Annotated in this window: 16 protein-coding genes; 9 read left to right on the top strand and 7 right to left on the bottom strand. The window is 63.5% G+C overall.

All coding sequences use genetic code 11. From position 1 onward, the window contains the following. Positions 1–6 precede the first annotated feature (6 nt). The gene (locus N5079_RS35710) at positions 7–168 is read right to left on the bottom strand and encodes a TrfB-related DNA-binding protein (protein WP_410007853.1); all 162 of its coding nucleotides are present in this window, start codon (positions 166–168) and stop codon (positions 7–9) included. A gap of 736 nt (positions 169–904) precedes the next feature. Here N5079_RS35710 and N5079_RS32695 point away from each other — a divergent pair. The 4 genes from N5079_RS32695 (at position 905) to N5079_RS32685 (ending at position 5,330) form a co-directional block, all read left to right on the top strand. After that, positions 905–2,047: a transposase gene (locus N5079_RS32695; protein ID WP_410007855.1), complete on the top strand. Its 1,143-nt coding sequence runs from the start codon at positions 905–907 to the stop codon at positions 2,045–2,047. Beyond that, complete coding sequence (locus tag N5079_RS35705) at positions 2,048–2,287, top strand: hypothetical protein (protein ID WP_410007852.1); 240 nt, start codon at positions 2,048–2,050, stop codon at positions 2,285–2,287. It abuts the gene before it with no gap. A 378-nt stretch (positions 2,288–2,665) separates the two neighbouring features. After that, entirely contained in the window at positions 2,666–4,390 is a 1,725-nt protein-coding gene (locus N5079_RS32690) for an AIPR family protein (RefSeq protein ID WP_261588062.1), read from the top strand. Positions 4,391–5,042: 652 nt separating this feature from the next. Beyond that, on the top strand, positions 5,043–5,330 hold the full coding sequence (locus tag N5079_RS32685; protein WP_261588061.1) for a hypothetical protein: 288 nt from the start codon (positions 5,043–5,045) through the stop codon (positions 5,328–5,330). A gap of 76 nt (positions 5,331–5,406) precedes the next feature. Here N5079_RS32685 and N5079_RS32680 read toward each other — a convergent pair whose 3' ends face one another. Further along, positions 5,407–6,444, bottom strand: a complete 1,038-nt coding sequence (locus N5079_RS32680) for an IS110 family transposase (protein WP_261588060.1) — start codon at positions 6,442–6,444, stop codon at positions 5,407–5,409. Between the two features lie 109 nt (positions 6,445–6,553). Further along, positions 6,554–8,299 carry a group II intron reverse transcriptase/maturase gene (ltrA, locus tag N5079_RS32675; RefSeq protein WP_261588059.1) on the bottom strand — a complete coding sequence of 582 codons (1,746 nt, stop codon included), beginning with the start codon at positions 8,297–8,299 and terminating at the stop codon, positions 6,554–6,556. A 1,465-nt stretch (positions 8,300–9,764) separates the two neighbouring features. On the opposite strand from ltrA, the gene N5079_RS32670 reads away from it, so the two are divergent. Together N5079_RS32670 and N5079_RS32665 are read left to right on the top strand one after the other, a co-directional pair. Continuing rightward, positions 9,765–9,992, top strand: a complete 228-nt coding sequence (locus tag N5079_RS32670) for a hypothetical protein (protein WP_261588057.1) — start codon at positions 9,765–9,767, stop codon at positions 9,990–9,992. 221 nt (positions 9,993–10,213) lie between these two features. After that, complete coding sequence (locus tag N5079_RS32665; RefSeq protein WP_261588056.1) at positions 10,214–10,813, top strand: hypothetical protein; 600 nt, start codon at positions 10,214–10,216, stop codon at positions 10,811–10,813. Positions 10,814–11,311: 498 nt separating this feature from the next. Here the strand turns inward: N5079_RS32665 and N5079_RS32660 are convergent, their stop codons facing one another. Then, positions 11,312–12,808: an ISL3 family transposase gene (locus N5079_RS32660; protein WP_410007854.1), complete on the bottom strand. Its 1,497-nt coding sequence runs from the start codon at positions 12,806–12,808 to the stop codon at positions 11,312–11,314. A gap of 235 nt (positions 12,809–13,043) precedes the next feature. On the opposite strand from N5079_RS32660, the gene N5079_RS32655 reads away from it, so the two are divergent. Next, entirely contained in the window at positions 13,044–13,619 is a 576-nt protein-coding gene (locus N5079_RS32655) for a hypothetical protein (protein ID WP_261588054.1), read from the top strand. Positions 13,620–13,679: 60 nt separating this feature from the next. Here the strand turns inward: N5079_RS32655 and N5079_RS32650 are convergent, their stop codons facing one another. The 3 genes from N5079_RS32650 to N5079_RS32645 form a co-directional block, all read right to left on the bottom strand. Next, positions 13,680–14,468 carry a tyrosine-type recombinase/integrase gene (locus N5079_RS32650; protein ID WP_261588053.1) on the bottom strand — a complete coding sequence of 263 codons (789 nt, stop codon included), beginning with the start codon at positions 14,466–14,468 and terminating at the stop codon, positions 13,680–13,682. Beyond that, complete coding sequence (locus N5079_RS35700; protein WP_410007851.1) at positions 14,393–14,632, bottom strand: hypothetical protein; 240 nt, start codon at positions 14,630–14,632, stop codon at positions 14,393–14,395. The genes N5079_RS32650 and N5079_RS35700 overlap by 76 nt, the downstream gene beginning before the upstream one ends. Before the next feature lie 241 nt (positions 14,633–14,873). Beyond that, positions 14,874–15,632 (bottom strand): hypothetical protein, encoded by a 759-nt coding sequence (locus tag N5079_RS32645; protein ID WP_261588052.1) that lies wholly within the window; start codon positions 15,630–15,632, stop codon positions 14,874–14,876. Positions 15,633–15,885: 253 nt separating this feature from the next. Here N5079_RS32645 and N5079_RS32640 point away from each other — a divergent pair, with 253 nt between their 5' ends. Together N5079_RS32640 and N5079_RS32635 are read left to right on the top strand one after the other, a co-directional pair. Continuing rightward, the gene (locus N5079_RS32640) at positions 15,886–16,143 is read left to right on the top strand and encodes a hypothetical protein (RefSeq protein ID WP_261588051.1); all 258 of its coding nucleotides are present in this window, start codon (positions 15,886–15,888) and stop codon (positions 16,141–16,143) included. Positions 16,144–16,445: 302 nt separating this feature from the next. Then, entirely contained in the window at positions 16,446–17,186 is a 741-nt protein-coding gene (locus N5079_RS32635; RefSeq protein ID WP_261588050.1) for a hypothetical protein, read from the top strand. Positions 17,187–17,245 lie beyond the last annotated feature (59 nt).

Here is a 17,245-nt window from a genome sequence, read left to right as displayed (position 1 = left end):
GAAACCCTAACTAACCGGCATTGGCTCTAACGCTGTCTTGCCCTCGGCCCGGTAACGGGCGACGAGCTTGGAGACCCAGCCTTTGGAGACTCCGTTGGAGCGGGCGACGTCTGCCTGTGAGCGGCCCTCGACAACGACCGCCGTGATGATGAGTTTGGCCTTCGACACGGGCCGACTGTCGACCGCCCGTAGGTCTCAACTCCCCGTGTTTCCTATCTCTGGAGACATGCTCCACCGGGGTTTCCCATGTCTCGAGACACCCGTTTCCTATGTCCTGAACCAGAACACCACGCTCTCCGCTCAACCAGCAAAAACGGCGTCTGACCAGCGACTTTGCCTTGGTCGGACGCCGTTGATCGTTTCAGTCATGTGCAGCCGTACGCCACCGTGGGCGACTCTCGGCCGCTGTTCACGTTATATTTACGGGATGATCTTGAGGGAGTCTGTCCAGGTCGCACCCTAGTTGATCTAGCTTGCCCCTGGCCGTGATAACACGGGGAAGGACACCACACCAACGCAGAGAGCCCCGGATCTCAGATCCGGGGCTCTAGGTCATTCCGACCCGAGGAAGTCCTCATAGGATTCGTAGATGTTGTCTCTCGAAATGCTGTTCTTGTGGCCGCAGCCTGTGCACTTCCAGGTGTATTTGCTGTCGTCGAAGCCAGACTGAGTGTTCAGGTGCTCGTGGCACCGGTCGCAGAACCAATCGACATCCGGGAATCTTCCGCTCACTGCTGTATCTCCCTCTGGTTAGCCTCCGGTATTCACCGCTGAACGCCTGCAAAGATCGTAAAAGACAGAAGGTGCACCTGATCTGCGAGGATGCGAGTGTCTAGATCACTTCATCGCAGGGAACGGGTGCACCTTCCGGGTGAACAGTACGGCATGGGATCGGCGCTTGTCTGTGCGCGGGGACGCCCGCGGTCTGGTCGGCCACGCGGGAGCCGTTCTCCTGCGTAAATGCGCTGATCAGGCGGGGTTAACCGGCGCGCTCGGGGCGGTGCTCGCCCGGCTGGAGCGCTCGCCGGTGTGGGACCGCGGCGTCGTGCTGGTGAACCTGGCGGTCGCGATCGTCCTCGGCGCGACCAGCATGCGGCAGATCACGCTGCTGGCACATCAGGCGCTGTTGTTCGGGGATCCGCCGTCGGACTCGACGGTCCGCCGGGCCCTTGAGCCGATCGGTGCCGACCCCGTGCTGCTGGTTCGGATCGCCAAGGCGCGGGCGAAAGTCCGCGCACATGTGTGGAAGCTGATCGAGGCCACCGAGACGGGGTTCCCGTGGCTGACGGTCGCAGGGAAGGTGCTGACCGGCTGGGTCGTGATCGATATCGACGCGACCATCGTGCTCGCCCACTCCAACAAGGAGGGCGCATCAGCCACGTTCAAGAAGACCTGGGGGTTTCATCCGCTGGCCGCCTGGTGCGCCAACACGCAAGAATCCTTGGCGATGCTGCTGCGCCGGGGACCGGCCGGGAGTAACACGGCGGCCGACCATCTGGAGGCCGCCATCGCGCAGATCCCCACGCGGCGGAGGGCCAAGCTGCTGATCCGTGTCGATGGCGCCGGAGCCACCCATGACTTGCTGGAACGCCTCGAGGGGCTGAACACCACACGGCGGACGGTCCGATACACGGTGGGCTGGAAGATCACCGACGTGGACGGGGCAGCGATCGCCGCGCTGCCCGAAGCCGTCTGGGAGCCAGGTCTCAACCAGGACGGCAGCCTGCACGCGCACGCAGCCGTGGCCGAACTGACCGGGGTGAACCGGCGGGCCGGCGCATGGAAGACGCGGCTGGTCGTACGCCGGGTCAAACCCTCCGGCCGGCAGAAGGCCACGCTGACCGGCTTCGAGAAACGCGCCGGGTGGAAGTACTCCATCATCGCCACCAACATTGGCCGGATGCGCGCGGTCCCCGGCAGCCACCAGGTGCAGTTCATCGACGTGCTGCACCGTTCCCACGCCAGCGTCGAGGACCGGGTGCGCACCAACAAGGCGATGGGACTGCGGAACCTGCCCTCGAAGGTCTGGACGGTCAACCTCGGCTGAGTGCTGGCCGCCAACATCGCCGCCGACCTGGACGCCTGGACGCGGCTGCTCGGCCTGTATGACGACGCCAAACTCGTACGCGCCGAGCCGCAGACCATGCGGTACTGCCTGTGGCACCTGCCCGCACGGCTTGTCAGCCACGCCCGCCGCCGAATCTTGAAGATCAGCCAGACCTGGCCCTGGAGGAACGCGTTCCTGACCTGCTGGCAGCGCCTGTGCGCACTCCCAGCGCCCGGATAACCAGCCCGAATCCGACCCGCCACGCACGAAAGGACAGACCGCGCCACCCCAACGGCCCGTGGAAGCCGACGCCCACCCGAGCGCCTCGGGTGACCCGCCATACCGACCGAGAACCCGAACAGGACGGCCAGGCGAAAACCTCCGCAGAGCGGAGGTGCTCGCCGAACTCGACTGAGGCCTGAGTCATCGAGGCCAATGCTGACCCCCTTCCCGGCGCAGCACTTCGAAACCTTGCGGGAGGCGTCCCAGCCGAATGGACGCATGGCGTAGAAAGCTACGCCATGCTTTCTTAGCGGAAGACTGGGACAGGAGCGTTTCGTAGCGATATGATCAGCCAAGCATGTGCGCTGTCGATACAACAACTCTACGGGAATTCTAATGAATCCACTCATCAAGGGCCTGTTCAAGAAGTTTCGGGAAACTGAAGAGCTCTCGGCACTGGAGGACGCGGATGCCTTTGAGTTGTTTAGCGCTACTTTGATTCTCCCTGATGAGCTGATGTCACAGTCGGAGAAGACGGATTTCTTGCTAGACGCAGGCAGTATAGGAATCGATATTATAGCGCTAGAAATTAATGGCCAGCTAGCCCGTGATATTGATGATGTCAGAGAGATATGTGGCCAGGCCTCACAGATTGACGTTTCCCTGTATTTAATTCAAGCGAAGCAGTCGGCTTCTATATCGAGCGTCGACATTCTCGGTTTTGGTGATACAGCAAAGAAGTTCCTCTGTAATGAGGGCGGGTTCTCTAATTACCCTCGCCTCGAAGAGCTTGCAAGCGCCTTTGCGCTTGTGTTCGAGGACTTCGCCACAAGCCTCCGGCATCCTCCGACGGTCTATCTATCGTTCGTTACAACTGCGTCAAAGGGCTCTGTAGAGGATCCCGTGGTGCGGGATCGGGCTGCCTCGGTTGAAGGGCAGATAGCAAATCTTGGATTTATTGGACGAGTTTCTGTTAACGTTTACGGGGCAGATGAGCTCCATGAGGCGTGGTCCAAGAAGAATCACGCGAACGAGGTAGAGATCCAGCTCGAGAAGCAAGTTAATCTCCCCAAGATGCCGGGCGTGGATCAAGCTATATTGGGAGTTGTCTCGGTAGCCGAACTCCTAAAGCTGGTGCAGGGTACGGATGGAGCTCTGGATGAGCGTGTTTTCTACGACAACGTTCGAGGCTTCAAGGGTGAGGACAACCCGGTCAATCGACAGATTCTCAGTACCCTTTCCACCCATGAACGTGACCTGCTGCCGGTATTGAATAACGGTGTTACGGTCGTCGCGTCCTCTTATTCGCCGAAGCCTGGCGATGCGGTGGCAATATCTGGATTCCAGATAGTGAACGGGTGTCAGACTAGTCACTGTTTGTACTTGTCTCGAAATATGTTGGGCGACCAAATTGTATCGGTATATGTTCCGATCCGCCTGGTCATCACGGGGGATGAAGATGTCGCCACGCGCATTATTAGGGCAACCAACTCCCAGACGGAAGTCCATGAAAACGACTTAGTTGCACTGACTAAGTTCCAAAAGAAACTGGAAGATTTCTACACGCTGGATACTTCAGAAGTGAATCTGACTTATGAGCGTCGCAGCGGGCAGTTCTATAGTGCGGCGGTGACAAAGAGGCGGGTAGTCACGATTAGTGATCAGATGCGGGCAATCTCGGCCGTGTTCCTCGATAGCCCGCATGCAGCTGCTCGCTACCCTGCTCGCTTGTATGCCGAGGTAGGGAAATCCATCTTCCAAGAAGAGCATAAGCTCCTCCCGTACGTTGCAAGCGCCTACGCTGCGTACCGTATAGAGAACGCTTTTAGGGCGGGACTGGATCCTGTCTATAAGCCCGCTCGCTATCACATTCTCATGGCCTATAAGTATCAGGTGCTCAATGGACCATCGGCTGCCCTGAACGCGCGGAAATGTGAGACTCAAAGCGAAACGCTCATTAGCGCTTTGAAGCAACCCGATCAAGTCGACTTGTTCCGTAGCGCTGCGGAAAGCGTCATGGCTGTTGCGGATGGTAGATTTCCGACTCGGGACCGACTTAAGCGAGAGCGGTTCACCCAGGAATTGATTGCATATCTCATGCAGGGGATTGAAAACTCCTGAGGTATGTGCCCTTGGGTCACTGTTTCGCAATTGTCGCGGGCTCTCGTCTGCTGGCAGCCGCCAGAAGCATGGGCATGTCGTCGAACGAGACCGGACGGGCGTACCGGGTCATTCTGAGGCGAGTTGTTACCTCATGGATACCGCCGAGGGTTCCTTGCTCAGGAGTCGGCGCACGGACATACGACCTCATGACGCGAGACTCCTAGATTTGCCCCGAGGTCCTTCCTCTGTAGAGGCCAAGCGCTGCGGCGTGACTCTCTCCGAGGGCGGATGAGCGGTCGGTGACAGCCACACCGCCGACATAGCCAGCGGACGCGCCGCCGGTCTCCGTACGATCTGGATCGACCAGGGCCCTGACCCCGAGCTCGAGTACAACACCGATCACATGGTCGGCAACGTACCACGGCGATGCTTTACGAGCACGGGTAGCGGGGCGCGACACATACGCGAAATGATCAAGGAGAAATCGACAGCCCTCGACGGCATACCCCGAGGTGGAGGGCATCGACACCCTGAGGTGACAACCGCTCTCCTAGAGCGGGTGCTTACAGGCCCTCTGCTAGTCACCGTTTACGTCCGATCTTCCTCGCTACCCAGGTTGTGCCGGGTAGCCTTCCGTGATGCGGAAATTGCGGAAAGTGATAGTGGACGAATGCGACGAATGGTGTTAGCTAATGACCTTGCGGCCTCGGTTGACTCTGCTAGACGCCATCCCGCGCTAGAGAAGCCGCTGCTCAATTGGTGCGAGGGCGATGCGATCGTGCAACTGCTGCAGATGCTTGCGGAACTCCTTCCTGATGAGCCGCTGGCTGAACTGTCTGCAGAACTGGCAGGAAAGCTGTGCGCTCGGCTTGGCTTGCCGCCTGGATACGACGTCAACGCTGCGCTTGGGGCCATCGCCGACGACATGCGACGCCATGGCCCGGCTACTGTCCCTTAAGGGCTACTCCGTGGGCCTGATCTGGGGACACGTCTATATGCAAGGGAGCCGAGTCAGGAGAGCAGGTGCTATCAGATCATTTCCTGGGACTCTTCAAGAGTTCGCAGAGCAGGGGCGAGGGGACGCGCGTCACGCTCGCCGTACCTCGGGGGCTCGCGGCCCCCGAACCCCCGCGGGTCGGAGCGCCCGGCCCCGCACCTTTCTCTGCGCTCGTCCTCGCCGTCTGCGGGGGCCGGGCACTCTGGAAGGCCGTGTCGCTGCATGCCGTGGTGGCGCGTTTCTTGCCCTTTCGCCGAACGATCCGGCGGTAGCGCTCGCCGAGGAAGGTGTCGGTGCGTCCGACCACGACCGCAGCTTCGCCCAGGGTACGGGCCAGATAGCGGTTGCCGTGTCCGGTGGCATTCTTCCCCTTGCGTTTGCCGGCCGACTCCTTAACTCCCGGTGCGAACCGTGCCCAGGAGGTCAGGTGCGCGGCGGTGGGAAAGCGGCTCATGTCCAGGCCGATCTCGGCGAGGATCGCGTGCGCAGCGGTCAGGCCGATCCCGGGGACCTCATCCAACTTCTCGACGGTGGCGGCGAACGGTGCGACCTGCCCGGTGATCTTCTGGTCGAGGGCAGCGATGTCGGCGTTGATCGCATCGACGCGAGCGAGCATGGTGGCCAGCAGGAACGCGTGGTGATCGGAGAAGCGGCTGGTGAACGCCTCCTCCAGGGCGGGGATCTTTGCGCGCAGGCTGGAGCGGGCAAGTTGTGCCAGCGTCTTTGGGCTGCGCTCTCCGCGGATGAGGGCGGCCATCATGGCCCGGCCGGAAACGCCGAAGATGTCGGAGGCCACCACGCTCAGCTTGATCTGCGCGTCCTCCAGCAGCTTTTCCACCCGCTGCTTCTCAGCGGTGCGGGCCTCCACCAGGTCCACCCGGTACCGGGTCAGGTCGCGCAGCAGCCGGATCTGCGGCGGCGGCACGAAGCTGGGCCGCAGCATCTGGCGTTCGGCGACCTTCGCCAGCCAGACCGCGTCCAACTTGTCCGTCTTCGGGCGGCCGGGCAGGTGCTTGACGTCGCGGGCGTTGACCAGCCACACCTCGAACCCTTGCGCCTCGAGCAGGTAGAACACGGGCTTCCAGTCGGGTAGCGGCGGCGCATTACTGCGCCGCCGCCCCCTAAGAACCCGGCGTGCGCCCTTTCGACGCACCGGGCTCAAGCAAACCCTGAAGGCGTCCAGGTCAGGGCTGCGGAAGTGCTGGTCCACCGCTGGTGCCGTCTGGGAGACGGCGTCGGCAGTGGGTGTGGATGAGACGGAAGACTGCGGGTCCGCTGTTGGTCCCGGGTTCCGCATCGAGGACGATCGCCTGGTGGTGGGTCGCCGCGCGGATGGCCGTGATCCACTGTTCCCATTCATCGGGGTGTCGTGGCTCCTGATCAGCGTGGAGCAGCAGTTCGCCGCAGAGCGGACAGCGTCCGCGCTGTTTCTGGAGTAGCCGCAGCCTGGGCGGGTCGAGCGGGGGTTTCCCGCGTCGTCGCCGGGCCGCCCAGTAGCTGGACATGGCGGGATCGTCGGGTGAGGCCCAACCCTTGACCAGCGTGTGCCGGGTGATCTTCGTCCAGGCGAGCTTGAGCAGGTAGGCGCCGCTGTCACGGTCGCCGAACACCCACCTGTCTCGCCTGGTGGAGTTGAACGCGCCGAAATATCGCGAGACAATCCAGCGCTTCCCTTTGTGCGGGTGTGTCCACTTGGCCCACTTGTAGGTGAGCTTCCACATGTGGTTGTCCACCTGGTTGAACACCCGGGCGGATACGCAGTGCCGGTAGTACGCCGACCACCCCCGGATGATCGGGTTGAGCCGGATGAGAACCATCTGAGCGTTGTGCCCGCGCAGGGCCCTCATCTCGGCGGTCAACCGCTCCCGGATCCGTTTCACGGCCGCCTTGCTCGGCTTGATCAGCAGCTTGCCGCGATAACGGCGGACGTTGAACCCCAGGAAGTCCACCCCGTTGTCGAGGTGCACGATACGGGTCTTGTCCTCGTTGAAGACCAGACCCCGGGGTGCCAGCCACACGGCCAGCCGCGTCTTGTCCTGCTCGGCCTGCTCACGCGAGTGACACAGGGCGAGCACATCGTCGGCATACCTGATCACGACAGGTGAGCCCGGCCTCGCCGTCCCGGCGTTGCTGCCGGTGGTGATGTACCGGACTCCGGCGGCCTCCTCCATTCCGTGCAGGGCCTCGTTCATAAGCACGGGACTGATCACCCCGCCTTGCGGGGAGCCCCGCTCGGTCGGAGCGAACCGACCTTGATCGATCACGCCTGCCTTCAGCCACGCCGCGATCACCCCCCGGGCGGGGAATGATCCGAGCTGGCCGAGGAGATGGGAATGATCAATCTGGTCGAACGCGGCGGCCAGGTCCGCGTCCAGCGTCCATTGCCGCTTGCAGGTCTTTCCCCGTGCGGTCACGAAGATGGCCTGCATTGCGTCCTGGCAGCTACGGCCCGGCCGAAACCCATACGATCGGGACTCGAACCGGGCCTCCCACTCGGGTTCCAGCGCGCTGACCGTCAGGGCCTGAAGCGCCCTGTCGGCGATCACGGGAATGCCGAGTCCGCGCCGTTTTCCGTGCGCCTTCGGGATGAACACCCGCTTGACGGGCCTGGGCCTCCACGCGGCCGTGTCCTGCTGGAGCCAGATGGCCATCTCGGCCTTCTCCCAGCCCCCGAGCACGACCCGCCCGTCGACCCCGGCCGTCTTGCGGCCAGCATTGACCTCCGTCACCCGACGCACGCTCAGCAGAGCGTTGGAGCGGGAGCGGAGCATCAGCTTCTGCAGATTGCGGACCTTCTTCAGGTCCCCTGCCTGACTCGCCGTGAAGATTCGTTGCCGTAGCCGCCGTACGTTGTCCTCGACCGCACGCCAGTCCACAGCGTGCCAATCCAAGGCGTCGTCCTCGGGTCCGTTCACCACGACGGTGTCCAACTTGCCCCTCGGTTCCGGTGTCTGCGTTCACCTGCTCTCCACAGGCTCACCTGACCCACGTCGGCTCCCTTTCGGGCCGGGCACCAGCCCGTATCCGACCAGTTATCCGAGAACCATCCGGCGGAGGGCGCCGGTCATACGGCCCTCAGTTTCCTGCTGCCGTTTCGGCTGTCGGCATTCGCTTCTTGGGTCATCCTGCGCCCGCTGGGGAATTGCGCCTTCCTCACGGTCGGCCTACCGGCGCTCCATATGCCGGACCCCAACGGGGTTGTCGTGTTGCACATGAGCAAGCTGCGACCGGGCAGGACGCCCCCTTTACCCCGGGGACGGTGGTGCGCTCCCGGCCGGCGATTATCCTCCGACCGGCACCCGCCGCTCTTCGGCGGCCAGTCCCTACGGCCCCGCTCCAACATCCCATCGGCGGGGGTCACCTTCACGAGGCGTCATCAGGGGTTCACTCACGTTCGCCCATCACTCCGGGACGGCCGGATGCCGCCCAGAAGCCGGGAAGCCCTGAGACCTCCCGCCGGTCTTCTCCTCGCCCGCGGCCCCCGGATGGAACACGAGCCGCTTCGGCTTTGACCCCGGGCTTCGCACCCCGCGGTTACCCGCGACGCACGCCGAGGCGGAGACAGGCCATCACGCACTGGCCCGGGTACTACACCTTCGACATCAGCCGAACCTCCATGGTGTCTCCCACTTGAACTCAAGCACCCTCACGTCGCACGTAGCCCGAGGTGGCCTCCATCACCACGCGGGTAACTCCCAAGCAGCGCAACCGATCGCTCATCGACAGCAGCGACCGCGTCATCGTGGTGTAGGTCTGCACCTCTTGCAGTCGCCTGCCCGCTTTCTTGTCGCTGGGGACGCGGACGCAGCACACCACCATGGCCTTGCCGACGTCCAGGGCGGCGACCCTTCAATGATGTCTTTGTCTTCGGTGTCGTGGGTCTGGGCGAGCATCGGACTCCTTACCACCAGGGGGCTGGGGTGGTTGCCCGCAGGAGCCGCAGGGGACGGTAGCGAATCTGATCCGCGTGCTCGAAGCAACAGTGAAAGGCCCACAGGCGCGGCCCCCAGCGTCCGACTAAAGCACGGCCTGAACGACCAAGGAGATACGACGTCGGCGAGCAACCACTCCGATTTTCAGGCCCGAACGGCCTCCTCCGCCAGGGGAGATTGGATACTAAAGCGGATGCTTTCACGCTGCAGGGCGGCTTCTGGTCCTCGGGCCTGGATAGAAGTTCTCGATCGTTGGCGGAGGCCGTAACGAGGATCTCTAGGTCGCCGCCTTCTGGCTGGGCTGACCTTGCAGAGGGGCAGGCCGGGACTCCTTGAAGTCACAAGAGCAACAACCGTCAACCCCGCGCCGAGCAGCGGCGTCCCCTTAGCGTCACATCCCCCAACTGAGGAGAGCACGTGCTCCGACGCCTGCTCGTTTCCGGCGCGCTCGTCGTGTCCGCCCTTGTCGCCCCGGTCGCCGTCACGGCGCTGCCAGCGCACGCTGCCACCCACTCCGCAGCGGCGAGCTGCTACCGGCAGGTCGGGGAACCACTGGCAGTGCATCACCCCGGGCGCCTACTGCCCGGCCGCCGCGCATGGGAAGTACGGGTACGCCAAGGTCACCAAGAGGCGCTACAAGTGCTCGTACTACTCCAGTGACGGGCGCTGGCACTGGAAGCGCGCCTACTGAGCCCGAAGACGACGAAGAACGCCACTCACCCAGACGGGCGCGTGGCGTTCTCGTTTGTCACGGCTTCTGCGGCGAGTGACAGACCGGCGGTGGTCCTGGCGTCCCAGGCCTCGATTACCTCGTATCGGGGTGCGCCAGCCGGCCCGCGAATCCGGACTGTTCAGGGTTCAGCGGCGCGCTGGATACTGATCACCTCGTCGAGTCGACCCCGAGGTGATCTGGTGACCCTGGACGAACTGCTGGCGATCGACAACGACCTGGAGCGCCTGGAAACTTTCGCACGGCTGCCTGAGGCTGAGCGCCTCGCACTGGTCGCCGAGATGGCGGAGCGCCAGGCAGCCTTCGCACGCTCGTGGAACGGCCCGGTCTACGACTACTGGCCGTCCGTGGAAGAGGGCCGCTGCATGGACTCCGACGAAGACGAATGGGGACGCCCAGAGGTCAAGGTGGATCGCGATGGACTCGACCAGCCCCAAATGCGCTACCGCAACGAGGACGGCCTCTTGATCGCGGACCCGATCGACGCTGCCAGCATGACGCCGCAGGAGCGCCAACGGTTCGACACCGGACCCACTGTGAAACGGCTGAACGTGATCGACGTCGCAGACGGCGAGATCCTCAGCACCATCAACCTGCTCCCTGACGGCAGTCTCTCCTACAGCGACGAACTGGACCGCGGCATCGTCGAAGCGATGGCCCGTTCTAACGGTTGGACCACAGACACCGAGACCTTCGCCCGCATCACCGGCTGGACCAACGGCTACATGCTCTTGCACCCTGACGACGCGCCGCTCCCCTGGGAGAACCAACCTGGGAGCTGAACACACACCGGGAACCCCAGCCCGCCTGGCCCGTCAACCCCGCCAGCGGGCAAACCGTCCTCTCCTCTGTCCCCGTACACCCCGAGCCGAGGAGCCCGCCTTGCGCGCCCGCCCTCTCATCCCGGCCGCCATCGCGGCCGTCGCCCCGCTCATCGCCCCCATCCCCGCGTCTCCCGCGAGCGCTGCCCCGGCATCCTCGGCCAGCTGCTACAAACAGATCGCCGGCCACTGGGAATGCATCACCCCCGGCGCGTTCTGCCCCGCAGTCGCACACGGCAACTACGGCTACGCCCAGGTCACACACAAAAAGTGGCTCTGTCCCGTAATCGGTGGTGGCGTTGAGTAATCTTCATTGCAGCAGGATGCGGTGGCGCAGGAGGTCGAACCCAGCCCGGCCGTGCATCTGCCGCATGATTCTCTTCGTTCGTGTGTTGACGCCTCGGTCGGGACTGTAGAACTTTCGGTTCTGGCACAAAAGCGGTGGTCACGTTCGGTTGCCTACGAGAGCAGGATTCGCTGCCGTAGCAAAGCGAAGCCGGCTCGGCCGTACATCTGCCGCTTGATGAGTTTGACCTTGGTGTTGGTGCCCTCCATCGGGCCGTTGCTGTAAGGGAGGGTCAGCCCGGCGACGACGGCAGGTAGGTCCTTGCGGAGGCCGTGGACGAATGAGTGCAGGGCGGGTAGGTCATCGGCCTGGACCGCGGTGATCCATGCGTCGAGGTCCTTGCCGCGGCGTTGGGTGAGGATGGCGGCGAACTCCCGCACCCGGGTGGTCAGGGCGGTCATCTGCGCGCAGCTCGCGGTCAGGTCGTCGAGGTGCCGGCGTTGGTGGCCGGCGAGGTCTTCGGGGCGGCGCGTGATCCAGGAGACCAGCCTGCGGGGTGAGGGCACGGTGCGCTCGGGGTCGGCGCGGCCCTGGTTCAGATAACGCACCAGCAGGGTAGCGCTGCCGGGATAGCCCAGCTCGCGGATCTCGGCCAGCAGATGAGTCACCGGCACGTCGCCTTGCTCGGACAGGCGGCGGCGCAGGTGATCACGGTAGGGGTCGACCAAAGTGCTCCGGTATTGCGGTGGACGCTGAAGGTCCTCAGCCGTCGCGGCGCGTGCGTAACGTTTGACCGTGTTCAGTCCCCAGCCGAGGCGGCGGGCGCACTCAAGCAGTCCTACGCCCTGGTTGAGGAGGGTGTGAACGGCTGCGTGCCGCTGGCGGGTGCGTTCCTCGCGTGCACCGGTCTGGCGGGGCGGGCCGGTGTGCCAGCACCGGCTGTGTGCGGTCACGGTCTTCTCCACCGCCGCGGCCAGGCCCCGCCACAGGTGCCAGCGATCGCTTACCTGGACCGCGCCGGGAGCGCCCTGACGGATGCCCTCGGCGTAGGCGGCCGATCCGTCGCGGCACACGATCTGCACGCCAGGGTGTTCGCGCAGCCACGCGGCCACGGTGGCGGCCTTGCGGTCGGGCAGCACGTCGATGCGGCGATGGGTGACCGCGTCGATCAGCAAGGTCGCGTAGCGGTGCCCGCGCCGCAGGGCGAAGTCGTCAACGCTCAACACCTCCGGGACCGGTTGGGCGGCGATCGGCCGGGCCATCAGCAGACGCAGGACCGTCATGCGCGAGACGGTCACCGCCAGCCGGGACAGCGCCGCCTGCCCGGCGCGGCCCGCCAGCATCACGCCGAAGTCCCCGATCATCGCGGCCAGGCCTGGAGTACGCCGGGCGTAGCGCTCGGCTACCGAATGGACCTGCTCGCGGAAGGTCTGGCGCGGGCACCCGCGCGTCGGGCATACCAGCCGCCGCACCCGCAGATCGATGACCACCTGCCGGTCGCCGACCGGGACATCGGCCAGGCGCCGCAGATGGTAGCCGTGCACCCGCTGTGCCGGCTCCCCGCAATCTGGGCACGCCACCGCTGCTGTCCGCGTCCGGGCTCGGACCCGCACGACCTGCCCCTCAGCCACGACGCGCTCGACCACTACATGACCCAACTGCGGGAACAGTGTCTTCACAAGATCAGAGTCACACCGCCGTCATCCTGGCTCAGATGACTGACCGTCACCACCGCTTTTGTGCCAGAACCGAGAAGTTGACACTCCCGCTTTTTCGGACGTAGACGGGAAGGGGACCCTGAGACGACGGCGCAGGGGAGTCGGGTTGCGACGACGTTCCCGGCTGCCGGTCAAGGTCTTCATGGTGGGTGTGTAACGCTGCCCTGTAGGCCCGAGATCACGATGTGTGGCAGTCGATCTGATTAAGGCGATCGCGGAACTGTTGGGAGCGATCGCCTGGCCCATCACCGTCGTAGTTGTATCTCTAGTTGTGCTGGGGAGGCACCGTGAGGCCTTGAACCGACTCATAGACCGCATTCGGTCCGTTGCCGCCCTGGGAGGCCAGGTGGACTTAGACGCCCTGCAAGACCGGCAGGAGCAGGAGTTGGAAAGCAAGATTGACCACATGGCCGACGTGAAGGACGACCGAGAAGCGCTGCGGGCTGCTGCTGAAGAAGTAGCCGAGGCAGCCAGGCTTCTAGGTCAGCTTGAGGCGCTACGTCTCCGCAAGGATCTCTACAAGAACTCGGACGATGATCCTCGTGGGCCTTGGCTTAAAAGCGACCTTTTCAGCCTCGTGGAACGGCCAGAGCTTCGCTATGAGGTGACCTCACCTTCGGGCAAGATGTTCATACCGCCAGAGGGAAGAAGCTGGAGAATTCGTGAGGAACGCTTCAGGGAACTCGATGAAGATGGCCGAATCTACTGGGGACGCAATGGTGATAGTCGGCCAACCCTGAAGCGCTTCGCTCCTACATCGTAGGAACTGTTTTCGAGACTCAGCTATCGATGTTGCCGGTTGAGCTAGGCGGACTCATGTCGATTATTGGGTGTCTTGGACGACTTGGGCGAAGATGTCGGCGGCGGCTGTCTCCGCAGAGCGGATCACGTGGGCGTACACGCGGAGCGTGATCGCAGGGTCGGCATGGCCGAGTCGGGCGGCGACGATGTGGACCGGGACGCCGGTCAGGAGCAGCGTGGTCGCGTGGACATGGCGAAGGTCGTGCAGGCGGGCGTACGGCAGGGGTTCGGCCGGAGCCTGCGCCTCGTTCTCGGGTTCGTTGTACGCCTTCATGAGCTTGGCCGGCAGCGCGGTCACCGTGGTCGGGTAGATGGGGCCGCCCCACGCGGTCGTGAAGACATGGCCGTTGTCTTCGCCCTTCCAGGCGTCACCCACGCGGGCTTTCTCGGCTTCCTGAGCCTCTTTGTGCTCCCGGAGGACGTTCACCGTTCCCTCGTCAATCGTGACCACGCGCGTCCGGCCGCTCTTCGTGCTCCCCTCGATGTGCTTGCCGTCGACGACGCCTGTTGAGCCCTTGATGGTGATCTGCTTGTTCTCCAGGTCGACGTCAGGCCATCGAAGGTTGAGGAGTTCACCGCGCCGCGCTTCCGTGTAGGCGGCCAGATGAAAGAAGGCGTGGAGCCGATGTGATCGTGCGAGGGACAGGAACGTCCGGAGCTGAACGAGCGTCCAGATCATTCCAGGCTCGCGCAGGTCGCTACGAGGCCGCTTGGCCTTCTCGACGGGCGAGTTGCTCAGGTACTCGTGGACCAGCACGGCGTCACGGAAGGCGCGGCGGAGGATCGCGTGCGTGTGGACGACGCTCGACACCGCCAGCGGCTTGCCGTCCCGCCCACCGCGAGCGAGGAGATCCCGGTAGAGTTCGTGACCGTGGAGGGTCGGACCGCCTGAAGCCGCATCTTGCCGATGTGCGGCTTGATGTAGAGGCGAATGCTGATCCGGTAGTCCTCCAGCGTCCCCGGCTTGATCTCCATCGCGTGGTCCTCAATCCACATCCTCGTCCACGAGATGACCCAGTACCTCGAACGCAACCACGGCGAACGCTTCGCCTAATGGATAGCTTCATGCCAAACTGGCGGGTTCATCGGGACCAGCTCAACGAGGCCCCTCTAGCCGACGAAGCCTGGTCGTAACGCGATCACACGGGGACCACCTCAGACGCCACTTCGCTGTACGTGAGGTTGACGTGCGTCTGCTACGACCTCCAAGTAGTCCTCAGTTAGTTAGACGCAGTGCGTCTTTGATCCTTTCGTTGCTCAGCGGCACATACTCGCCATCAACGACTCGACCACCCGCAAAGATCTTCATAAGTTCGGCCGAAGTCTCTTCGTTGAGGAGCGAAGCATTCGTCGCAAGTATCAGGTTGATGCCGTCGGTCACTTGCTGAGTCATGAGCTTGCCCATCGCGCCCTTCAACACGAGAACGTCGTCGTCCTTTACTTCGATGCGAGCGTTGGATAGCGCTCTCATCTGCTCTGCGATGAATGCGGCGGCTACAAGAATCGAAAGAGGGCGCGCCTGCGCTTCTGCGCTACTCATACTGGTTGTGAAGTCTTCGAGCACAGCATCCACTTCTTTGGAGAAATCTGTGGGTGCAAGACCACTCAGAGTGGCCGTCTCGGCAGAAGTCGTTTGACTGTCAGCCTCACTGGACTCGGCGATTCCGTTCCACTTCGACCGTATGGCCGGAAGCGCGGTATCGTTCCACCATCTCTTGATCCTTGGCGCATTCTTAACGACAACGATGGTTCCAAGGACGCCTGCCGCGAAGCCCAGGCCCACCAGGATCACCCCTGCGAGTTGATCCCGCGCGCCCTCATCGCCTTCTTCGTCCTCGTCCCGCTCGTATATCACGACTTGCGTTACGAGGTCTCCAGCCGCATAGGCGAGCGGGCTCCTACCGCCATCAGCCTTTCTTGATCGCCCCAGATCCGTCCCGTCTGGGTATTCAATATCGACTGTTTCTCTAACCATTTGTCGCCTCCGGCTTGCGGGCAGTCACGACAGACAGACGACTCGAGCGGGCTTGACCCTCTGCCGCGTCCAGGGCATGCACACGCTGCCGCGTCGGCGAGCGCTGGCAGCCCGTCGGGTTCCATGGTCACTGTACTCGCGGCCACCGACGTTCTGCGGGGACGGCGTGGTATTTCTCCCGTAATCGATCGACGGGGACCAATCTTGCGAGGAGTGTCATGCGTTCTACGGGAGTTGGATTACGGTCCGCGATGTGATCGACCGGCTCGCTAACATTGAGGGTGCCGTCCACAGCGGTAAGGCAAAGGATGAGCGGCAGAGAGCGCTCCAGGCGGCAGCGAAGGTCTATGACCGCGCAGGCCTGCCGGGAGCGTTGAGCCTGTTCAGATTGATCGGGCGGATCACCCTGGACGGATTGAGTCCGCTTCGCGACGCTGTCATCGCTGCTGGTGGTGCCACCTGGGCTTCCGTTAGCTCGGACGGCTCGGTCGAGCTACGAGAGAACGGTTAGCGCTCTGACCGGGGCCGGTGGACAAGCGTGCGGCGGGCGCGCAGAGCGGTGGACATATAAGCGCACGGAGAGCGGACCTCTGCGCCAGAGGCGATGGGGCCACGAGGCAGTGCGCGCCGGGCTGCCGGCAGAAGGGCTCTTGGGGGTTCCCATAATTCAGGGGAGCCGCGACGGCGACTGGTGGGAGAATCAGCCGGGGATATCGCTACGGAAGGGCCGGTCGTGAACGTTTGCGCTTCGATGCTGAGGTCGGGGATTTCACTCTCGGCGTCCAGGAGGAGAGTGTCCAGCTTCTCAGGGGCATGGGCACGATCTGCCTTCAGATGAGGTTGGAGGTCAAGGCCCCGCCCGCCAGGGAGATCGGCAGATTTCTCGCGCTGCAAGCTGACCTTTACGGCATCCACGGGTCGTACCAGCGAACGCTCGTCGGCCGCGTCACGGAGATGCTGCCGTTCACGCCCGAGATCGGTATCGAGCGCCCTGTCCTGAAGTTCTTGATCACCGCCGCCCAGCTCCACGCGATCAACGAGGCGCGCGACGGAGATCTACGCATGGAGCTGGAGGTGTCGGGGACGCTGCCCCAGGCAACTGGCTACCCCGGCAGCACGACCGAGGTACTGCACTTCAGCGTTGCCAAGAGCCGCTGGATCGATCAGATCAACGCTCTCGGGCCCTCGGTCGCCTTCGAGATGCAGGTGCCCTTTCCATTGGAGGACGATCCAAGGACCGAAGCAACCCAGCACCTGCGCTCCGCGCAGCGTCGACTTCTTGACGACGACATCGACGGAGCGATCCTGGAGGCTCGCCGCACCCTGGAATGGATCCGGATTCACAGCGGCTGGAGTTGGCCGGGTAACAAGGACAGGCATTTACGCTCGCAGGATGAACGCTGGGCTTGGATCCGGTCTGCTGTGGAAGACCAGACGAGCGCCTCGGTCCACAAGGACGCTGTCACCTCAGCATTCAAGTACAGTTCGGATGAGGCGAAGGCACTGATCAGCATCGCCGCCGCGCTGCTGACGGTGGTCGACAAGCCCCTCTAGGGGCGAAGTGGTCCAAGGACAGTTGGGTCGCGCGTCTCGGCACCGTGGCACACATCGGT

The sequence above is a fragment of the Planotetraspora sp. A-T 1434 genome, assembly GCF_025420585.1.
Lineage (GTDB): Bacteria > Actinomycetota > Actinomycetes > Streptosporangiales > Streptosporangiaceae > JAOEGB01.
Note: the sequence above shows the minus strand (reverse complement) of the source record. Positions and strands in the feature narration are given on the sequence as shown.

Excerpts from the sequence above, each read along its gene's own strand:
- N5079_RS32685 (WP_261588061.1), top strand. The coding sequence starts at position 5,043 with ATGCGACGAATGGTGTTAGCTAATGACCTTGCGGCCTCGGTTGACTCT.
- N5079_RS32635 (WP_261588050.1), top strand. The coding sequence starts at position 16,446 with ATGGGCACGATCTGCCTTCAGATGAGGTTGGAGGTCAAGGCCCCGCCC.
- N5079_RS32645 (WP_261588052.1), bottom strand. The coding sequence starts at position 15,632 with ATGGTTAGAGAAACAGTCGATATTGAATACCCAGACGGGACGGATCTG.
- N5079_RS32690 (WP_261588062.1), top strand. The coding sequence starts at position 2,666 with ATGAATCCACTCATCAAGGGCCTGTTCAAGAAGTTTCGGGAAACTGAA.
- N5079_RS35700 (WP_410007851.1), bottom strand. The coding sequence starts at position 14,632 with ATGGAGATCAAGCCGGGGACGCTGGAGGACTACCGGATCAGCATTCGC.